The sequence below is a fragment of the Desulfogranum marinum genome (genome assembly GCF_016918565.1).
Lineage (GTDB): Bacteria > Desulfobacterota > Desulfobulbia > Desulfobulbales > Desulfobulbaceae > Desulfogranum > Desulfogranum marinum.
Window position 1 is genome coordinate 61,325 of record NZ_JAFFQD010000025.1, and the last position, 20,261, is coordinate 81,585.

14 protein-coding genes are annotated in these 20,261 nt (G+C 44.8%); 5 read left to right on the forward strand and 9 right to left on the reverse strand.

Translation table 11 applies throughout. From position 1 onward, the window contains the following. Positions 1–239: 239 nt before the first annotated feature. The 8 genes from JWH17_RS14300 to JWH17_RS14335 form a co-directional block, all read right to left on the reverse strand. Positions 240–6,422, reverse strand: a complete 6,183-nt coding sequence (locus JWH17_RS14300) for a pilus assembly protein (RefSeq protein WP_205223309.1) — start codon at positions 6,420–6,422, stop codon at positions 240–242. Positions 6,423–6,488: 66 nt separating this feature from the next. Continuing rightward, positions 6,489–7,094: a pilus assembly PilX family protein gene (locus JWH17_RS14305; protein WP_205223310.1), complete on the reverse strand. Its 606-nt coding sequence runs from the start codon at positions 7,092–7,094 to the stop codon at positions 6,489–6,491. 9 nt (positions 7,095–7,103) lie between these two features. Then, positions 7,104–7,559, reverse strand: a complete 456-nt coding sequence (locus JWH17_RS14310; RefSeq protein ID WP_205223311.1) for a type IV pilus modification PilV family protein — start codon at positions 7,557–7,559, stop codon at positions 7,104–7,106. Continuing rightward, on the reverse strand, positions 7,549–8,199 hold the full coding sequence (locus JWH17_RS14315) for a prepilin-type N-terminal cleavage/methylation domain-containing protein (protein ID WP_205223312.1): 651 nt from the start codon (positions 8,197–8,199) through the stop codon (positions 7,549–7,551). The genes JWH17_RS14310 and JWH17_RS14315 overlap by 11 nt, the downstream gene beginning before the upstream one ends. Continuing rightward, positions 8,196–8,744: a GspH/FimT family pseudopilin gene (locus JWH17_RS14320; RefSeq protein ID WP_205223322.1), complete on the reverse strand. Its 549-nt coding sequence runs from the start codon at positions 8,742–8,744 to the stop codon at positions 8,196–8,198. Before JWH17_RS14320 ends, JWH17_RS14315 begins: the two co-directional genes overlap by 4 nt. A gap of 265 nt (positions 8,745–9,009) precedes the next feature. Continuing rightward, positions 9,010–11,181 (reverse strand): STT3 domain-containing protein, encoded by a 2,172-nt coding sequence (locus tag JWH17_RS14325; RefSeq protein ID WP_205223313.1) that lies wholly within the window; start codon positions 11,179–11,181, stop codon positions 9,010–9,012. Positions 11,182–11,207: 26 nt separating this feature from the next. Beyond that, a complete protein-coding gene (locus JWH17_RS14330; RefSeq protein ID WP_205223314.1) occupies positions 11,208–12,602 on the reverse strand; it encodes a sigma-54-dependent transcriptional regulator in 1,395 nt (464 codons plus the stop codon). Beyond that, positions 12,599–14,083: a sensor histidine kinase gene (locus JWH17_RS14335; protein WP_205223315.1), complete on the reverse strand. Its 1,485-nt coding sequence runs from the start codon at positions 14,081–14,083 to the stop codon at positions 12,599–12,601. Before JWH17_RS14335 ends, JWH17_RS14330 begins: the two co-directional genes overlap by 4 nt. Before the next feature lie 407 nt (positions 14,084–14,490). On the opposite strand from JWH17_RS14335, the gene JWH17_RS24120 reads away from it, so the two are divergent. From JWH17_RS24120 to JWH17_RS14360, 5 genes are all read left to right on the forward strand, one after another. After that, positions 14,491–14,721 (forward strand): type IV pilin protein, encoded by a 231-nt coding sequence (locus JWH17_RS24120; protein WP_205223316.1) that lies wholly within the window; start codon positions 14,491–14,493, stop codon positions 14,719–14,721. 56 nt (positions 14,722–14,777) lie between these two features. Next, the gene (locus JWH17_RS14345; RefSeq protein ID WP_205223317.1) at positions 14,778–15,197 is read left to right on the forward strand and encodes a hypothetical protein; all 420 of its coding nucleotides are present in this window, start codon (positions 14,778–14,780) and stop codon (positions 15,195–15,197) included. Positions 15,198–15,263: 66 nt separating this feature from the next. Next, positions 15,264–16,004 carry an ABC transporter ATP-binding protein gene (locus JWH17_RS14350; RefSeq protein WP_205223318.1) on the forward strand — a complete coding sequence of 247 codons (741 nt, stop codon included), beginning with the start codon at positions 15,264–15,266 and terminating at the stop codon, positions 16,002–16,004. Continuing rightward, positions 16,001–16,813, forward strand: a complete 813-nt coding sequence (locus JWH17_RS14355) for an ABC transporter permease (RefSeq protein ID WP_205223319.1) — start codon at positions 16,001–16,003, stop codon at positions 16,811–16,813. Before JWH17_RS14350 ends, JWH17_RS14355 begins: the two co-directional genes overlap by 4 nt. Next, the gene (locus JWH17_RS14360; RefSeq protein WP_205223320.1) at positions 16,807–17,667 is read left to right on the forward strand and encodes a hypothetical protein; all 861 of its coding nucleotides are present in this window, start codon (positions 16,807–16,809) and stop codon (positions 17,665–17,667) included. Before JWH17_RS14355 ends, JWH17_RS14360 begins: the two co-directional genes overlap by 7 nt. A gap of 8 nt (positions 17,668–17,675) precedes the next feature. Here the strand turns inward: JWH17_RS14360 and JWH17_RS14365 are convergent, their stop codons facing one another. Then, positions 17,676–19,634, reverse strand: a complete 1,959-nt coding sequence (locus tag JWH17_RS14365; RefSeq protein ID WP_205223321.1) for an STT3 domain-containing protein — start codon at positions 19,632–19,634, stop codon at positions 17,676–17,678. Positions 19,635–20,261 lie beyond the last annotated feature (627 nt).

Genomic DNA, 20,261 nt, shown 5'->3' on the forward strand with positions numbered 1-20,261 from the left:
CAAATGTGAATGTAGCAGCAGAACGATAAACTGAACCGCTATTCAGTAAATGATACTATTTAAATGGGAGTGGAGGAGAAGTCAAGAGAAAAAATTATGGGTTTAATCAAAATATTTGATTAAACCCATAAAAGTGACAGAGGAAGAATCTTCACGATTTCGCAGATGTCAACTCAGCTCAAAAGAAATCGCTAAACCACAATATATGGATGTAGATATAGCTACCCAGAAGAATAAAATTATTGCCGCCTATCACTCCAGGCAGAGCGCCCGCTTCTGGTATTACTAATGGGTAAATTTTCCTGTTCAACTTCAATAATTTCACCGGTACTCGTCTGAATAAATGCCTTGGAGTCATTTTCTCCTGTCCCGGCATGCATACTTGGGGTGGTGGCCACGCCCCGTCCAAGACCAAGCCGATCCATCACAAAACTTTCACCACTATCATTAGAAAATGTTCCAAAAACATTTTCCTTCCAGGCTGTCCCTGTCTGATAATGTATCCCATACAGAAAACTCTCCCCTTCCGGCTCACATATATCATCATCCGGCCGATAACCGGTATAAACGAGGAGGCCACCAAGAAGAGATGCCTGACCAATATTTCTTTCCCGCTCATCATGAAATTCACGATACCAACCATCAATGCCGGTAGACGTGTCTTCACCAATACACCCTGTACCTGCGATATAATTCTGCAGGTTGTCAAAGGTAGCCATTTCGTCGTTATCAGCAGGATTAGCGGGATCGAGATAAATGACAGTCCGTGCCATATCATCTGGCCAATACACTTGCTTATAATCACTTACTCCAGCTAAACTTGCTATCTCACTCGTATTGTATTCACAATAATCGGCGGTAGAGGAATCCTCATCATCATCATAGCAGTAACCAAACCTGAGATAAGAGACAGGTGTTGACAGGAGACCGCTAAAAATTGACGATTGGTCTTCTTCAGCAACAAGAAAAGCATCAGTGCGCATCAACCCTCTACTGCCAGGTATACTGTTTCTTACCAATGTTTGATTATTATCTGTATTATCATTGTCTACATCCCATTCAATCTCATTCCAGGTAAAAATACCATCTGCACAGGCAAATCCACCTACTGACGGGGTGGACACTGGTTCACGTATGCCAAAAAACCGTTGCGATTTCCTATCGGTTTTATCATCCTTATCAAAAAATCGACCGGTTCCACCATACACCCAGAAATTGTACCCATCATAACCAACAGAAGGAGCAGCAGTGATAGGCGCCTTTGCATCTATTAATAATCTGATGGGATCATTATCATCGGAACTCCACTGATCAGGCCATTCTGAAGGAGTCGAAAACTGTTCCACACCATCTCCATCTATTTTTTTGGTTACTAACCGAAACAGCCGACCTCCTCCGTTCCAGTATTTCGTATCATCGTTATCATATGTGCTAAACGTTACACCATCAGTTGTCCCGAAATACACAGCATCTGATTTATATAACGCGCCGGTGTCAATACTTCCAGTAAGGTTTTCCACATCAAAATCAACGGTAATCAAATCAGAAATAAAACTTGCATTTTCACTCGGCAATGGAACTAAAAACCTTCCCCCCTCACTTGCTGCATCTGGCCTTCGATTTGGAATTCGAAATGCAGTTCTCGCACTCAGCGAGTTATCTATCATGGCAGGTATCCCACTCGTCCAGCTTGTTATATCTCCTACCAGCCATTTTAATGGAATAACAGCAATTCGTCCCTGCTCGCCAGCTTCATTGGAACCATCGATATCAGTGGGGCCGTTACCTAAAACCAAATACCAGTCAGATGTTACCTCGCCATCATCATCTTTCATCACCACCATGGTCGGCGTAGAGGTAGTATAGTTAAGGTCAACGTACTTGTCTTCTCCATCTTCCTGTTCAGAAGTCATGGTCATTTCACCAAGTAACCGCGGAGAATCAGGATCGGTAATATCCAGAACAAAATATGCAGAGGTAAAGATTCGATTATCAGTAGCTAAACCGTGCTGATCTTGTGCAGTTACCGGGGCGCCGCCAAAACGCATAGCCCCGACCAATATGGTCCCCCACCCGCCAGGGTGGACGCAATCATCACCAATGAGGTCAGTCGAGCAAGTTCCTTCTTCTTCAAAAATCTGAACATCGAAAATGCGTGGTTTTTGATCGACATAATATTTGTGGGTATAGTTCGGATTCGCCAAGCAGCTTAAATGGGGTGCCAAATTATAGGGGATATAGGCCCATAATTCCTCACCCAAGTCAGGACCATTTGCGCAAACCCCATTTACCGGTTGGTCATTAGTCTCACACTCTCCGTCCTCATTAACCGGGTTACAGCAAAAACCTAGCAGATGCTCATAATAGTAGCCACCATTGATGGCATGGAGCATACCGTCATTGGCTCCCAAATAAACAGTCTGTCGTCTTTCATTCCAGGCTGCAGCATAGAGCGCGTATGTGGGATCTCGATAGACATATTGGTATGCTTCAGCCGGTCTGCCCACAACCACAGGAGTGGAATGAATGATATCCCCCAGGCGCCACTCCTCGGTAACCCCGTCAAAGTTAAACTGTCTGCTCCGTAACGCCTTATCCAGACGTCCGTTCACATTGAGGTCATCGTTATCTTCAGAGAGAAGCATATCCTCGCCTCGTATCCAACTCACCAGGGCATTCATCGCGTCAAGTTCCATATCTGAACCGTCGTTGTCGACAAAGCTAGCCCATTTATCCGTGTCACTGGACAAAAAATCGCCGGTTACAGAGCCACGGCCACTGGCCAGGGCAGCAGTATTCAATCCAGCCCAATCAGCAGATGTATTGAAATTAATTATTTCATCGTCAGGGAAATCATCAGGGTCATTATTGGAATCATCTACAATTCCGTTATTGTTCAGGTCGTTCCAGGTAAAAATGGTACGAGAAACTGGATCTTTTTCCCTTAATCGCTGGTTAGCTGCCCAGAGGAATTTAACATCATCAAGTTCTGCGCAATGAGTAAACCCATTCTCCCCACAGTCACCTTCAAGAAAATTACCTGGATCAGGGTCATCAGGACACGTTCCTGTATCAAAATCATAATTGGTGATATCGTAGCAAGCTCTGGTTCTTTGAGCAGTATCACTATAAAAGAACACAATACGTTTATCAGTCCCTATATCATTTCCAGATCCATCATCAATATCACCTGCATCATCAACATCACCATCATTATTTAAATCACCGGATGGGGAGAGAATGCCGTCTCCATTCGTATCTTCATACAACAATCCGTCGGAGCTTAAAAAGAGTGCATGCAGATCTCCAACCCACTGGACGCTATTGCCGTCACTGTCTGATATTTCCGGCCAAAAAATGGCTTGATAAACAGCCCCGGCACCACTTCGCGAACTGGATATTACCGATGCTGCTGAACCCGCAGAGGCCCTGCTGAGAATATCGGCAAGGGCGGCTTCAAGATTATTCTCCAGATCATCAGGGTCTTCCCCTGAATATAATGCCACACCGCTGTTTTGCGCAGCTTGCTCCATCAGTGTAGTTGGATTACATTCCCCAGTGCCACTGTCTTCCAAATCGCCGGTTGTCACAACATGGGTATAAATAGGTTGTTTGTCGTTCCCTTCAAGCTGCCTGACAGTATACAATGGCAAAGCATGTTTAGCCCACCACGTCATATCATCGAAAAATGTACTTCCAAACAGAGAAGAGCAGCTATTGACCGTATCATCAGCATCATCGTCACCGGTAGTATCATCATCAGCGACAGCACCTTCTCCATAATAAAGGCTGGGATCATCAACAAACGAGGCAACCGTCGCGTTAATATCTGCGGTCGACTCACCTTCAGTGATCAAGATAATGTGATTATCCTGACAGGAGTATTGAATAGGATCACTCTCATCCCCTATGGGGAAATCTATACACGTTCCCGATTCGTCACGATTCAGGCATAATTGATTATTTTGAGTGAAGTAGCCTATCGCTGTAAACATCGCTTCGCCCAGAGGAGTCCAGGACGTAGCTCGCATATCGTTAATACTGGCAGCTACATCATCCACATGTCGCCTGACCCCGGATGAATAGGTGGCATCATCGTTGTCAGCAATATATTCACCTGATCTTATGGGGGTAATTACCAATGCACCATCAAGATTTCCTTGTGGGCAGTAGCGTTCAATCCCCTCTGTAACATACGCAGCATCACATTCTGTCTGGGCACCGACGAAATTGAGGGCCATGGCACCGATACGAAGTCCTTTGCTTGCCTGGTTCTGGATAATATTTTCTGGTCTTTCATCGTGAGCAATATACCCCTTCATCACCATGAGGGGATAATCTATGCCCAACTGATTCATGACTCCGGCATCAATAAGATTGGCGGGTATATTGCCGTATTCTGTTGTCGTATTTGCCTCTTCTGAGGGATCAATGACCTCGGGCCTGGTCATATCATCGCAGTAATCTTCCATTGCCTGCCAGATACAGAGGTATTGCGCATCACTATTTAGGCCGGTGGAAGTTGGAATATCTGCCGCTTCAGCCTCAGCCGTGGTCACGCTGTCAGGCGCTTTGGTGTAAGGATCACCGTCAATTTCACCGCTCCATCCGGCAATTATCTCTTGGTCAGAATCATCTCCGCCGACGTCACTCGACAAACAGGAACCGGAGCCATCATCCCACTCATAGAGAAGGGTGTACGAATTATCGTTTTGACATTCTCCACTATTTTGTTGGTGACTGGTACACTCGTAATTATATCCACCATCATTTTTATACCTATAATAAGGGTCTCCATACTCACAGTCACCGTCACATCCGCCATCATCTGCAGGAACAGCAGCCTTGGGAACACAGGCTGCTGGTGTTCCGCTTCCGGAATCATCGTTGTCAACAATAGCAGTCCCCTGGTTCCAACATCGACCGACATACCCTACACGTTCGTCATGCGGTGTTTGTGGATCAAAAATGCCATAACAGTGATAGGCATTGTACCATGGCTGGATATTGGACGGTGCAAAGGCATCGTAGACAACATCGCAGGTTCCACTACCTGTTCCTGTTTCTTTATATATCTTGCTTAACTGGGGGTTGCTCTGCCAGCAATATTGCAGGGCGTGATTCAGGGCGGCCCGTTGGTCTCCGTTGGTGACACCTGCTGGTGCTTCAAGACAAGTATCAATTTCATTCTGTGCGCCATTGAGACCATGGTTTAGGATTTTTGTAACAGCGCCCTCGCATTTCGAATAATCGAAACCAAAGGACGTAACCCCCAATATCTCTATACGAGTTGTGTCATCTGTAGAATCTACCTGGTCCCAGAGCAAGAGGTTACCATCAGTTGTCTTCCCTCTGACCCTCAGGGTCAATATATTCGTACTCTGGAGACTCACTTGTTTGGCGAAACCAAGCCCAGAGCACCCCCTGCTTTCCGAAACAAGACGCTTGTTTGCATAGTCATATTTGCCGCCGGTGAGAATCTGCTTCTGCACGTCAAATTTTGAAGCTGATGCCCAGTTGAGGAAATTACCACTAGCTACAAATTGCGTAACCGTATCCGGGGTGGTGGTCGTATCTATTGATATACACAGATTATCATTGTATTCCGCCGTACCATCTGCAGCATCGCAATGGGTCGAAATATCGGTGACTGTAGTGGCAACAAATTTTCCCTCATCGAGCATCAACCAGTCACTGCCATCTGTATCCTCTTCAGGTGACTCATCCGGTGTGCCAATTGCCTCGTAAAACGTCCCCTTATAGCTAACTATATCTCCGTTTGTGTGGCCGCCCTGGTAGGTTGAGTCCACGGGTTCCCATTCACAAACAGTATCGTTCTCCAAATTGGTTCCAGAACTCTCACAATCCGCTACATTGCTATACAACTGATTATTGCGGAACAAAATTGTCCCAGCCGTATAGGTAACACCATTACCCCAGAACTCAAACTCGGAGATCTTTTCCCACTCACAGCCGGTATCATCGAGCAAATTTTCCCCGGAAGAAGTACATGCCCCATCAACTTGATAAATAATACCGTTTACATATACCCGCTGAGGCTGCCCACTACCACCATATGCCGTGTTGTGTGACCAAGGATCATACAGCCCAAAGCTCCACTCGTACCATGTATCCCGCTCAAAATTACCGGCATATTGCATGGTAGTATCGGAGTTACCATCTGCATCGACCAAAAAAGTGTCGTCAAAACACTGCGCAGCTGAATCGGTATAAGCCAAGTCGAGCATAGAGCCTGAATTATCGATCATCAACAAAAGGTTCGGATCTGCTCCTCCTTGAAGAAAAGGTGGCACCCCTGTCCCCTCAGAGCATACACTTGCTGCAGCAGTAACTGGCGAGGAAGCGAATAACAACAACACCAACATCCAAAGAGACCCTGGTGCAACTTGTATGCTCTTCATCCTATATCTCCTTTCCTGACTATCACTCATGGTAAATGCGGACCCTTTGATTTACGAAAAAAAAACCTAGTAATAACAATCCCCTTCCTGGCCAAGAATATGATAATATTCGACGTAGATAAGAGATTCACTGTTGTTTTTACCAATTCGATTAGAGAAAATATCATAGACGAGCGAGGCACCACCGGTACCAATCCCTTTACCGCGCCCTTCATACCCGGCAGCCATTTGAATGGCAGCACCTGTATTAAGTTTTGTATTGCCGCCCAGCTTGAAATTGGTATGCGGCTCATTCCCGCTGTACTCTGGAAAATAAAATGTTCTATCGCTGTCAGTCGGTGGAGAAACAGGAGCAAAAGCACGCCAAAAACCAAGGGAGTCATTGTCCACGGTTATTTTATAGGTATCATCTGCATTGAACCCGTTCACGTTGACAGAGGAAAAGCTCAAACAGGCAATATTCTGTTCCAATAATTCCTGGGCAAGCTCTGTGCCCCCATCAGCATCATAAAAGGTCTCTTTTTGCGTCCGGTCATTGCCGGCTATCTGCAATTCGATAGTGGTATTACGATTGGCAGCAATACCAATGATGGTCAACACCAGCATTATGAGCAATGTGACGACGAGGATATACCCCTCTTCCTCACTTGTTTTCACAAAATAATATTTCAAGGCAACCCCTTACATACTGTTTTGTTTAATATAGTTAAACACCACCTGTTTATCGACTCCTCGTATAGACCTGTTCACGATAACCCGAATATGCTTTGGTCGCTGCGCCAAAGGTACAGCAGTAAGCGTACAATCAGTAGCCACATTCCAGTAAACGCTATAAATACCATTTGTCACAGGTCCGAAATCGGCGTCGGGCCAATCATCCAGACCGACACAGCCGTCGTTATCACCGGCACCATCATCCAGTTCTGGATCATCATAAGGGAGAGCCTGTAGTTGCTCAACCTTGTCCACCCCCCAGTTTGCTGCAGTTGTCAGGCTGTTCGCCACTGAATTGCCTTTAATGGCAACGACATGCATGGTGTACAGGGTGATGATCCCAACTGATAATACGGCCATAGCCGTAAGGGCCTCTATGAGAGTGAAACCAGCGCTTTCCTGCAGCCATTTCTTATTCATCATTTAACCCCATATTTCTCAATTTGACGGTCACGGACTGCATTCTTCTCCGGAAATTGTCATTATGTGGTCCCCAGGTTGTAGCTGAAGGAGATGTGTACGTCATTACACTGGTGAATTTTCTATCCGGATTATCTGCACGGGCAAGCATGGTAATGGTTACAGTTCGAATGTCTTGAGGAATAGTTGTTACATCATTGTCCTCATTCAAGTACCGAAACTCTAACTCCTCTATGTTATCAGCAACAGCTGATCCACCGCTGGTAATCCTGACGGAATTTGTATCGTCCGCATCGGCATCTCCGGGCGCATACAAAGCCAAATCACGGCTATCCATTCCACCATCATCGTTATCCATGGTAAAGCGAAACTCATTTGCACCTAATCCCGTAATGCCATACCCTTTATCGTCGGGGTCATAGCCGGCATATCTAGCCTCACGTACCAACGCATTCAAGCCCACTCTCAAATTCTGCTGCATCTCAGTCACCTGCTCCTGGGCAAGGCCATGGTCCTGCTGGACCTTATATGCCCCGTACACTGCAGCCAAAATCATGGTTGAGATAACCATGGCAATCATGAGTTCAATCAGTGTGAACCCTCTGCTGTTCTGCCTAAAAAAACTATGTGAGCATATTATCATTGCCATGCTCCTCCACCCCATCTCTTTATTTTGATAACGCCACTTGTTTGCGAACCTACAGCATAGGTTGTGTCACTCTCTTTGTTTTCCAGATAGATGTATCCGGCACTGCCTGTCCCAAGCGGATTAAAAACGACCGTATTGCCTGTATAAGTAATGTCGTCATGGAAGTCTGTTGTACCAACAACTGAAGAGTCGGCTGCGCCATGGCCATACTTGATGTCGTATTTGTACATCCCTAAGTTAACAGTACCCTCATTGTCATTATCAACGCCCCAACTGGAAAAAAGGGAATAGGAGTTGTCTCCCTTATCAAAGACTACTGCCCAGGTATCATTTGTTTTCACCGCTCCCAGTCTTGCCTTTTGCATGTGCCCGTACATATCCTGGGCTGCATCTTTGAGCCGCATGTCAGGCAGCCACTTATGCACTTGCGAATACCCAATTGTACTCAGTATTCCAATGATGCATATAACCATTATCAGTTCGATGAGCGTGAATCCACCCCGGGAAACAGATTGATCATTTCTTTGTATTAATTCCATGGTGTTATTTCCTAAAAAACGAATTGAGCAACCGCTTACCATTCAAGACTATCTCCATATATCATGATAGAAAAAAATCACCAACGACTAATACCATGCAATTTTTACCCCATAGCATTTTCCTTAAACAAATAAAAGCCATTTACAACCTAATATCGGGGTAATAACATGGCACTTTCAACCAATGTCCTTATCGCCAAAAATAAAAAAATGACAAAAAATTTTACAACATGACGAAAAAAATAGTAATAAATTTTACAAAAGCCTATTTCTCTCCGTGATACTTTTCTCCGTTCACCTTCCAAAGAGAATAAAAAGGCATATGCTTATCAACAGGGGTGAAATACTTTGACTTGGCAGTTTCAAAAAACAGCTTAGGGAGCAATGCATTTGCCACCTTTTGGCTACCCAGCATGCCGACTGCTCCTCCAAGATTGGCATATACAACCATTCCTTTAGAATGCTTGTACCTTTTTCTCAACATTTTATCCCCTGCCCGAACAGAAAGGGAACGCAAAGCAATAGTATCTCCAGCAATATCCACCCTCCCTTTCCTGATATCAATCATTACTTTATTATTCAGGTTTCTTGCTCGAAGAAAACCATTTTTCCCCAACTGAACCCGATCCATGCTTATAAAATGTTGTCGAGTAGGTTGCTTTCTCAGCTTCACGTTCCATTGTCCAGTGGGATACCAGGCCTGGTTCAGCATCAGATAATCGAGTAAAAGAAACATTGGCCGCTGTTGAGTCGGAAAAATAAACTGCAAGATACTCTCCCCCTCTGTGCCGTTTACCCCATACTCTTTATCCAGTATCTTTCGCCCCTCTACTGGACCTGCTGCAAGGATTTTCTGCAATCCTGCCAGTCCCTCTCCCCAGTCTTCGCTGTTCTCCCCTAGTTGTTCATTTATCTTTCGCAACCCCGAAGGCCCCCGTGCGACATAGAAAGATATCCAATTTGCCGCCAACCGGTCACTGGCAACAGACAACGGATAATTAAGTACATACTGCAACTGTGCAGAATGATACATCCCATCAGCAATCACACCTCGATCACTGTAATAGACAAGCGGGTGACCATGCCCCCAAGACGCCCATATGACGCTCTCTTCAGACGAATGCGCTTTTATCGTACGCATAGCGTCAAAAATAACCGGCAATCGACGGGGCACCCGCCATTGGAGACTTTTAACAGGTTCAACAAGTCCAAACCCACCAATCCCGATAATAGCTGCCAAGATGCTCAAACTTATCCACCGCTGACGAACCAAGCAGAACACAAAATATACAGCAAACCCCATACCCAAGCCGAAAACAGGGGCGAGAAAAATAATAAACCGTAATCCATCAAAGGATAACAAACCGACCAAAACAATACCGGCCAAAAATAAAATATACCCCTGGGTAAGCAGTGCCAGAAGAAGGAAAAAACTACCCGCAATTACAAATGCAGGGAGCCCCCCGAATCCTTTTGCGACGATAACAGCAAAATTTGCACCAGCCTGCTCAGAAACAGTCCTACCCGAAGGCTGAAAAACAGACACACCTCCATCTGTCTGAATATAATTATAGATATTGACAATATGCTGAAAATGCCCTTTTGGATTAAGAGTGCTCCACCCCTTCCACCAACCAATAAACACGCAGCAAAGAGCTAGACAAGTAAAGAGGAGCAAACATCTTTTGCGGTCCCGGAAAAGCAAGAAAAGAAGGGCTACAGCCAAAGGAACTCCTGCTAAAGCGAGTACCACTGTCAATGACTGATCCCACCACCAAGCAAAAACACATGCAACTGCACCAAATATCACCAATGCAACCACACCTTCCGAGTCAGATTTACTGTCGGCAATCTTTATCCCGAGAAAGCATAATAATAACGACAAAGTGATGTTGAGTATATCGGTATCAAGCCATCCAAGAGCACTGCGCTCAAGATACATTGGAGAAAAAATGGTAAAGCAAGCTGCAACGAGCGCAGCCCAGGGAGCAGCGGCCAAGCACCGGTTTTTTCTCCACACAGGCTGTCGAACTTTTTCCAGAAGAACTGTACAGATTAGCCAGGATGGTATCGCCAAGAATGCGCCAATAACTCCAGGGAGCAAAATGGCTAACCATTCAAGAGAAACCCCTGTCAACGTGTTTAAACCTGCAAGCAGGACTGAAAGAAGCGGAGGAACAGAGGATCGTTCATGCCCAACAGGAACGTGACGCCTGGGATCAACTGCATTATAGGTATTTTGCTGTACGGCTTGAGCAGCTTCGAGATAAAAATAGCCATCAACAGTAACCAGCAAGGGAACTTCTTTATTATTAAAGAAAAATCTATCCTTATGCTCCAACCAATTGCCAATGGGATAAAGCCGGGCAAGCATCCCAGAGACGATAATGATCGTCAACAGACAAAAAACAAGCCATTTGTGGACACGGTTACTCATAGACGGGCAGAGGCAGCAGGCAAAATTTAACGATATTTTCGTTCATGGAGGTTATAACGCTTTAATTTGGACAATAAGGAAGGGTAACTTATTTCCAGCATTTTTGCGGCTTTACTTTTATTTCCTCCAGAAGCTTCCATGGACCTGGCTATCAACTTCTCTTCCATGATCATTTTAGCTTTCTTCAGTGAATAAGTACCCAGAAAATCATTTATACGACGGTTTCTGGATATGGCGCCAAATCTTTCCGGAAGATTTTCCGGAAGGATCGCCGTTTTTTCAGCCAGAATTACAGCTCGCTCAATCACATTCTCTAACTCTCGCACATTCCCTGGCCAGTCATGCCTCATGACCAGCTCCATTGCTTTGGGAACAATATCTGTCACCTGCTTCCCCATCCGATGATTCATTTTGCGAATAAAATGATCGCAGAGCAAGGGCAAATCGTCGCGCCGCTCCCTGAGTGGCGGCAAACAGACATTAACAACATTGAGTCGGTAAAAGAGATCTTCGCGAAAACGTTTCTCTGTTACCATGTGCTCCAAATTGCGTGCAGTTGCCGCAATGACTCGAACATCGACATCTCTGCTTCGCGACGAACCGATCCTCCTTATTTCATGCTCCTGGAGTACGCGGAGAAGTTTTACCTGCATGGCAAGGGGCAGTTCTCCAATTTCATCAAGAAAGAGAGTTCCTGCGGCGGCCTCTTCAAACAAACCGGGTTTATCGCTTACAGCCCCGGTAAAAGCACCTTTCACATAACCGTAGAGTTCGCTTTCCAATAGATTTTCAGGGATAGCCCCACAATTTACGGCAATAAATGGTCCGTCTTTTCGATGACTCAACTGATGAATACCACGAGCTACGAGTTCTTTACCAGTACCGGATTCACCTGTAATGAGAACGGTGGTATTATAGGGGGCCACCTTGGTAGCCAGTTCAAAGACACCCTGCATAGCCGGCGACTTACCTACCATTGAAGCAAAACCTTTCGACGCTTCTACTAGCGCAATCTTCTTCTTTAAGTTCTTATTTTCCTCAATCAGCCTGGAGCGCTCGCCCGCCTTTTCGAGGACCAACAGAATTTCATCCTCTTTAAAGGGTTTGGCAATGTAATCATAGGCACCAAGTTTCATGGCCTGTACAGCATCTTCCACGCTACCGTAAGCCGACATCATGATAATGGTCGCAGAGAGAGAAACCTCTCTCGCTTCCTGGAGAAAAGTGAGCCCATCCATTTCCGGCATGCGCACATCACAGAGAACGAAATCAAAAGGGTGCTCCTGTAACAACTGTATCCCCTGCCTACCATCACCTGCTTCACAAATAGCGTAACCATGGCGTTTCAACAAGGCGGCGAGCATATGACGCATGTTTGCTTCATCGTCAATGATAAGTAATTTGTGTAATGGATTCTTCATGATGTCGTAACGCTCGATCGCTGGCAGCCGGACAAAACATTTTCATTTATACCGGCCAACGGCAGGAGAACTTCCATGGTGGTGCCTTGGGAAGAAGTTTTGTTCAATATAAGTTTTCCCCCGACAACTTCAACTATTGAACGGGAAACGGTTAACCCAAGCCCGGTACCTCTTCCAGGAGCTTTGGTGGTGTAAAAAGGGTCAAAAATGGAATCCTGCTGTGCAGCAGGAATGCCACACCCATTGTCATCGATCTGGAGTACCCAAAAATCTTTTTCGCCCAATGTTCTATTTCTGGTTCGTATGGCAATATGACCTCCGTCATTGCCATATCTTTCCTGCACGGCATCGACAGCATTCAGTACACAGTTAAGCAACACCTGTTTTAAACCATCGACTTCTGCTTCAACTTTGTCATTTGCAGCCTTGTAGGAAACGGTAAAATTAATCTCCCGCACCGCTTTTCCGTAACGAAGAGTATTAACAACATCGGTAACAATCGGATGGGCATGAAAAAGTTCTTTACAAATTACTGAGGGGCGGCCGCAATCAACCAACTTTTGCACAAGCCCATGTAAACGGGACAACTCTTCTTCGGATCTGCATAGATACTCAAGCCGCTCTTCACATTGAATATCATTCTTTTTCATCAGTTCCATATATCCCCCAATAATCCCGAGGGGGTTCCCAATTTCATGGGCCAGACCCGCCGCCAGCCTGCCGGTAACAGCAAGCTTCTCAGCCTGAACCATTTCGCGTCGCCCTTCTTTCAACTCTCTATTAACTTGCTCCAACTCCTTGAGCGATTGACGCAAAGCCTGCCTGTCTGTTTCAATTTTAGCCAACATGGAATGCATAGAGCGCGAAAGTTGACCGAATTCTCCTTGGGAGGTTGCACCCAAAAAAGCGAAATCATTATCAGCTTTATAGGTATCTGCAAGCTCGACCAGTCTGTCCATAGGACGCAAATACCACTTTGAAAATCTATAAAAAAACAACATGGCAAAAATAAGGGCATTCACTACCAGGCAACTCAATACGATCTTCTCCTTTTGCCATAGATCATCGAAAATTCTCCTGAGCGGCATTGACAGGGCAATGAATAAAGGAGTGTCATCCTCTGCTGTTACGTTGAATGCTAAATAGAGACGGGACCAGAAGGGATTAAGCATAGAACCAACATGACGGACTGTAGTCCCACTTGCCCCTGATTGCTGAATAACAGTTTCAAGCCTTGCTGTACATTTATCACTGGATATTAGCCATTTTGCCTGAGCATCTCTATTGATATATAGACATTCAGCTCCACTCTGTTCGCCTATAGTGTCAATCAAAGATTCAAACCCTCTAGCGCCATCATAATAGGAGGAGGCATGGGTGATTTTCTGCTCCAAACATTGCATCTCGCGCGTAATAGCATCATTATACCAAAACAAAACAACCAGTCCGTTGGCGATTAGCATGGCTATAAAAGTGAGCATAAAGCTCATAAAAACAAAGGAAACTTTTAGACTCTTCAAGGTGACTATAAAAATAGTTTACACATGCATTATCATTTTTAACATTTTATTTAACTATTATTACGTTAAAATTAATAATGGATCAAGGACGAATCCATTTTGACAAAAATGAGCCAGAGAAAAGCAAAGACCGAAATGACAAAAAAGGTCACCTTGGCAAAACAAGTGCCCTTTTTCGTCACTAATCGGAAAAATAACTATCTCTCCGCCCCAGGTTAACAGCAAACTTAAGGGAACAAAATCGCCTCAAGCAACTGTCATCAAATGAAAAGCAGCCATTTTATTTTTTCTGGCACACCAAATGCTAGACAGGGGAAAACTATCAAACTATGCTCAAACCTGAACAGAATAAATCCAAGGAGGATCACATGATTCGAGCGTTTAACAGACAATTGAAAAGAAAAGATGGTCAAAAGGGTTTTACCCTGATTGAATTAATGATCGTTGTTGCTATCATCGGTATTTTGGCAGCGATTGCTATCCCCCAGTTCACCAAGTACCGCTCCCGTGCCAATAACTCTGCATCTCTAGCCGACGGCCGTAATGCACGAACTGATATGGAAGGTTTTTTTGCTGAGTGGCAACACTATCCTAACTAAACTCTTTCCACACTAACACAGGCAAATAATTTAAAAATAATCATGGGAGTCTAACTATGAATAAAAAAAATATGATATCTACTTTGGCTATCGCCTCTCTCATAGCAATACCTTTCTTTTCCTCAAATGCACTAGCCCTTTCTGATCAGAATATAAGCAACACTGTTTCAATAAGTGATAGTGCCACAACTGGTACCCTATCTATTGACTTGTCTCCTGGTGTAATGATGAGCTACGACACCAACCCCAATGCATTTGCACTTGCAACGACAAACGTAAACGCCCAGTCGGACTTCCGCATGGTTTACGGCATCGAATCTACCGAATCCGGTTATTACCAGACTGCCAACCCGGATGCCGATGACGCAGGTACTGTAAATACAGGCGACTTCCAACCTGGTGCTGCCGGGACTGATGACTACGACGGGACTAACCCATTCGGTGACTGGACCTATATGGGGAACGCTAGCAGTTAATCTTTTTTTCACATATATTTGTCAAAAACCCTTGTATTTTTCATGCAAGGGTTTTTTTATGTACCCATGATAAAAATCAAACACCTTGTTTTTGATAACGTCAAAAAAACATACACTGCAGACCTGGGTAAAAAGAAAACAGCGCTCACAGGATTAACTCTGTCGGTTCTTGAAGGAGAGGTCTTTGGAATTGTCGGTCCCAATGGAGCCGGTAAATCCACCGCCCTGAAAATTCTCACTGGATTCATTCGTCCTTCGCAAGGCAAGGTTACTATCTGCGGCCATTCCCCGCAGATTTCTTCATCACTCAAAAAGGTTGGCTACCTCCCAGAAAATCCCTGCCTCTATGAACACCTCACTCTTCAGGATCACCTCTCTTTTGCAGGACAGCTTGCTGGGTATTCAAAGGAAAAGACAAGGGAAAGGAGTAACAACCTCCTGGAATTGGTACAGTTGGACAAATCGGGGAATCAATCAATCCGTCGGTTTTCCAAGGGCATGACACAACGGGCTGCCCTTGCCTATGCCCTCTTCCACGAACCGGAAATCCTTATCCTCGACGAACCCATGTCCGGCCTTGACCCTGTGGGGCGTAAGCTGGTAATCGACATTATAAACAACTATAATCAACAGGGTAACACTGTTCTTTTCTGTTCCCATATACTTACAGATGTTGAAAGAATCTGCGACCGCATCGGTATCATGCACCAGGGCCAACTTGCATGTGTCCTCAAAGGAGAGGAGCTTGGCGGTGCCAATGAACTTGAATCAATTTTTCTCAAAACTGTTTCTATGGGAGTGCAATGAACAAGCTCTGGTCCGTCGCTTTTCTCACCTTTAAAGAAGGTCTCAAACATCGCATCCTGTACTGTGTATTCATTGTCGCCCTGCTGGCAATGACGCTCTCCGTCCTTATCAGTGGTTTCTTCATGCGGGACATATCAAAAATCATCCTCGATTTCTGCCTGGCCACCATCAGCATCGGCGGCTTACTCGTTCCGTTTTTTCTTGGCATAACCCTACTGGCAGGTGATATAGACAAACGTACAGTTGTCACCATTCTGTCAAGAGACATCTCACGCCCCCAATACATACTTGGCAAATATATCGGCATATCGCTACTTACCGGAATGATCATGGCCTTTTTTTTTGCAGCAACCATCATAGCCATCCAAGGTGGTATCCTGCTCTACGGTGAACACTATTTCAAAAGCTACTCCCTGTTAGCTGTTTTTTCCTCCACGCTGCTCAACTATTTCGGTATCAGTATCCTCAATGCAGTGGTTGTACTTTGGTGCAGCATAACCACCACCTCCTTCCTGGCGACGCTCCTCACCCTTGCCACCTATCTTGTCGGGCACCTGATGGACGATGTTGTCCGATTCATCGAATCACCGCCACCGGGTATTCTTATTTCCATGCCCCTGCAAAAGACTGTACAAGCGACACAATACATCTTCCCCAATCTTGCAGCCTTTGACCACAAGCTATCAGCAGCGCACGGCATACCCATCCCGTTTATCCAATTCTCGGTCCTTACCTCCTATGCAGGAGTCTATATTGTCGCCGTATTATCTCTTTCCATTGTTCTTTTTACCCGTAGAGACCTGTGCTGAAAAAATTTTCATTTCTCTTTCTTTTTTGTACCGCTTTTGCCCTCAACGCGGTACTGGTCCAACCCGTCAAAGAGATAAGAGGCATTTATTTACAGGAAACTTACACCCGCATCGGCACCCTGCCTTCTAACCTGCTCCAGGCATTCTCTCTTGAATTTCAAGGGGCTACAGCAGATCTCCTCTTTCTGCAAACAATGACTTTTATGGGGTACAATATCGGGGAAAACGTATTGCCGGAACAAGATGAGTGGCAACTCATAGGCAACACTCTGGACAGGATAACCGACCTTGATCCCAGGTTCTGGGACCCGTACGTCTTTGCTGAAATGTTTATAGGATGGCAAATCAGAGATTTCGAGTTAGTGAACAACTTACTGCTCAAGGCAAGCAAAGCTCGAATCGAGGATTATCGTCCTTTTTATTATCTCGGGTTCAATCACTTCTATTTTCAAAAAAATGCAACTCAAGCAGCATTTTTCCTTCGTGAAGCCGCAAAAAGACCAAGAGCGCCCTCCTTTATCAAGGCCCTCGCTTCAAGGATGAGTCTCTATGGCAGCCAGACGATCGCCGGTATTGTTTTTCTGGAAGAAATGATCAGTGAAACCTACGACCTCATACTTAAACAACAACTTAAAACCAGATTAACGGCATTACAACGAATCCATGAGTTGGAAAAAACCGTGCTACACTATCGCAAAAAACATCAACGATTACCTGAAAAGCTTGAAGATCTTATACGTGAAGGGATGATTAAAAACATCCCTTCTGACCCATATGGCGGCAAATTCATCCTCCTTAAGAACGGTAAGGTCTATACAACCAGTGACCTACGAGTTTCTTCTGAAAAAAAATAAAGACATTACTACTGCCCCATCATGTCCCCTTTTACCTGCCATATCTGATAAGGTTTGGTATCAACCTGGATCGGAAAAAAATATTTATCAGGCCTGTGTCGATCAATATACAGCCTTGCAAACACCGATTTCTTAAATAACGTTTCTGATTCTTTTCGAGTCAGATCACGACGCTGTAATAAAACAGGGATTCTTTGCTCTCTTGCTTCTTCCATCGCAGGCACTTCACTCTCAATAGCATTCCGTAAAATTCCCTGCTGCCGTCCAATATCCCAAGTGCCCATCCAATACCATCCTGTTGAAGAGCGTAAATGGTCATTAATAAAGAGGTACACCGGTTTTTCAGGTACAGGAAAAAAGAAGGAACACCATTTATCAGCATCACCAGTCAAAAGGGCACGATCTTGCGAATCCAAAAACGCACCGCATTGCTCCGGACCATTTCCCAAAATGGTGAGTGCCAACGCATACCCTTTTGCCCACTCACCGCCAACAGCTTTATACCATTTATGCAACCCTCTTTTCCCCTGCACGGTATAAAATTGGATGAAATTTGCGGCCTGGCGAAAATTTGTCACAGCCAGCGGGAGTCCATTATATACCGTCCTCTCACCACTATGCACCTGCCCATCATTTATAGTCGGTCTTCTAGCATGATAATTAAGAGCGTACCCATAACTCCACCATGCCCAAACAACAGCATCCTTAGGTGTACTAATCTCCAGTTCACGCATTCCGGCTATTAACTCAGGTCGCATCTGCGGCAGAAATCCATCACTATATTCCCTGTGGACCCACCCAGCAGTTATAATTAAAAGCAACACAAGGGTAGCGCCTCTTACCATCGTCCGCATGGTGCTAATAGACCACACCCGGAAAACAAAAACACCGAACCCTATGGCAAATACAGGAGTAAGAAACAGGAGAAAGCGCCGGGCAAAAAACAAAGAAAAAAGAGCTAAGAGAATATAAGGTATCAAAAAAAGAGCTTTTCTTGGCTGCTGCCAAACCAGAACAAAAATACCAATCACGGCAAAGATAAAAACAACAAAGCTGTCGGCGGTTAAATCAACAGCTTCCATAAAACCCACGGGACCTTGTTCTGCCACCGTTACGCCAATATTAGGAAAGAGCCCAGACTCACCTTTTGATACATACCGATATAAGGAAAAAATTCTGGCGAGAACCTGCCCCAATGTTCCCCAGCCAAAAAAAGAAAAACACAGCACTATAACCGCTGTTAGTATGGCAACAAAAACAATGCCCTCACGCAATGACGGACGGTAATAAAACACCAAAGCAAGAACGGCTGGGATCACACTCAAAACAGTAACTACTTGTGTGGCCTGATCCCACCAAAGAATGAAGAGACAGTAGCCTAAGCCCCCTAAAAAAAAATAGAAATATCTCTTCCAATCGCGGCATAAGGCAAACCCCATAAAACTCAAGGTTATGGCTAATGGGAAAAAAACATTTAAACAATCAGTATCAAGCCATCCAAGCTGCGTCCGAAAAACATGATAATGCGACAGAACTCCAGATAAAGCTGCGGTGTATGCACATACACGCCCACCATATATCCACCCTAAACCAAAAAGAGGAAGAGCCAGTAACGCTCCGAAAACTGCAGGAAGGGTTACTCCAATCCAGTCTAAAGAAAAGAGGGTAACCTGAGCCAACTTAGCGATAACGTACGAAAGAAGTGGCGGCGGGAACGGACGAGGCCAGTAATCCGGAACAGCGCGCAATGTGTCGGTGGCCGTATAGGAATGTTCCACCAAATCTCTAGCTAACCTAAGATAATAATACCCATCGAAATTAGTCAACAGTGGCTGTCCGTCAATGAAGGCGGCATCTGGAAAATCGTACCAGGTAATCAAATTATCCAATCTAACCCAAAGCCCAACACCAACTATAAGTAAAAGCATGAGGATATCTTTTACGGCAAACTGATTTGATTTCTCCATAACATCCATAATGCTTTCTTCAACGGTAACTATCCACCGAGTAAACCAGTGGTTTTAATCTATGAACCTCTCAAGCGGAGATCCCCAAAATGGTCAAACTATCATCCCATTACCTTCTTTACCGCTTCCCTGTTTAGCTTGGCCAAAAACGTATAGAGAGATTGATACGATATAAAAAAAGCAGCCATAACACTCCCCCTTTGCACAATGCATGCAACGGACTGTGTTATCAATGGATGAACCAACCAAAGCAAAGCGCTTAATTCAGCTATCCATTTACAATGAACATGGGATGAACAAATTACAGCACGATTAAAAGTCCTTCGAAGGAGTAAATAGAGAAAGAATCCTGCTAAGATATGGAAGGCAATATTAACCGCATGGTACCCAGGAAGTTCATAACCATGAAAAAAATAGTTTAAGGGTTTCTCGAATAATTACTACAGCAAAACAAGCGCAAATAGTGTTTTAACTGTCTGAAATATTGATATTATGTTATACTTTTCCATCATCTTCTAAGCCGTTTTTTACTTGATGGAGCCGATATGTTTCAGCCAGGATTCTTCGACCTTGATAATCGGATGCGTAAAATCGACAGCAACGGTGACCCTCTTACCAAAATTAATC

Bases quoted from the DNA above. Each gene is read 5' to 3' on its own strand.
- JWH17_RS14300 (WP_205223309.1), bottom strand. From the start codon at position 6,422: ATGAAGAGCATACAAGTTGCACCAGGGTCTCTTTGGATGTTGGTGTTG.
- JWH17_RS14310 (WP_205223311.1), bottom strand. From the start codon at position 7,559: ATGATGAATAAGAAATGGCTGCAGGAAAGCGCTGGTTTCACTCTCATA.
- JWH17_RS14315 (WP_205223312.1), bottom strand. From the start codon at position 8,199: ATGATAATATGCTCACATAGTTTTTTTAGGCAGAACAGCAGAGGGTTC.
- JWH17_RS14320 (WP_205223322.1), bottom strand. From the start codon at position 8,744: ATGGAATTAATACAAAGAAATGATCAATCTGTTTCCCGGGGTGGATTC.
- JWH17_RS14325 (WP_205223313.1), bottom strand. From the start codon at position 11,181: ATGAGTAACCGTGTCCACAAATGGCTTGTTTTTTGTCTGTTGACGATC.
- JWH17_RS14330 (WP_205223314.1), bottom strand. From the start codon at position 12,602: ATGAAGAATCCATTACACAAATTACTTATCATTGACGATGAAGCAAAC.
- JWH17_RS14335 (WP_205223315.1), bottom strand. From the start codon at position 14,083: ATGCTCACTTTTATAGCCATGCTAATCGCCAACGGACTGGTTGTTTTG.
- JWH17_RS24120 (WP_205223316.1), top strand. From the start codon at position 14,491: ATGATTCGAGCGTTTAACAGACAATTGAAAAGAAAAGATGGTCAAAAG.
- JWH17_RS14345 (WP_205223317.1), top strand. From the start codon at position 14,778: ATGAATAAAAAAAATATGATATCTACTTTGGCTATCGCCTCTCTCATA.
- JWH17_RS14350 (WP_205223318.1), top strand. From the start codon at position 15,264: ATGATAAAAATCAAACACCTTGTTTTTGATAACGTCAAAAAAACATAC.
- JWH17_RS14355 (WP_205223319.1), top strand. From the start codon at position 16,001: ATGAACAAGCTCTGGTCCGTCGCTTTTCTCACCTTTAAAGAAGGTCTC.
- JWH17_RS14365 (WP_205223321.1), bottom strand. From the start codon at position 19,634: ATGGAGAAATCAAATCAGTTTGCCGTAAAAGATATCCTCATGCTTTTA.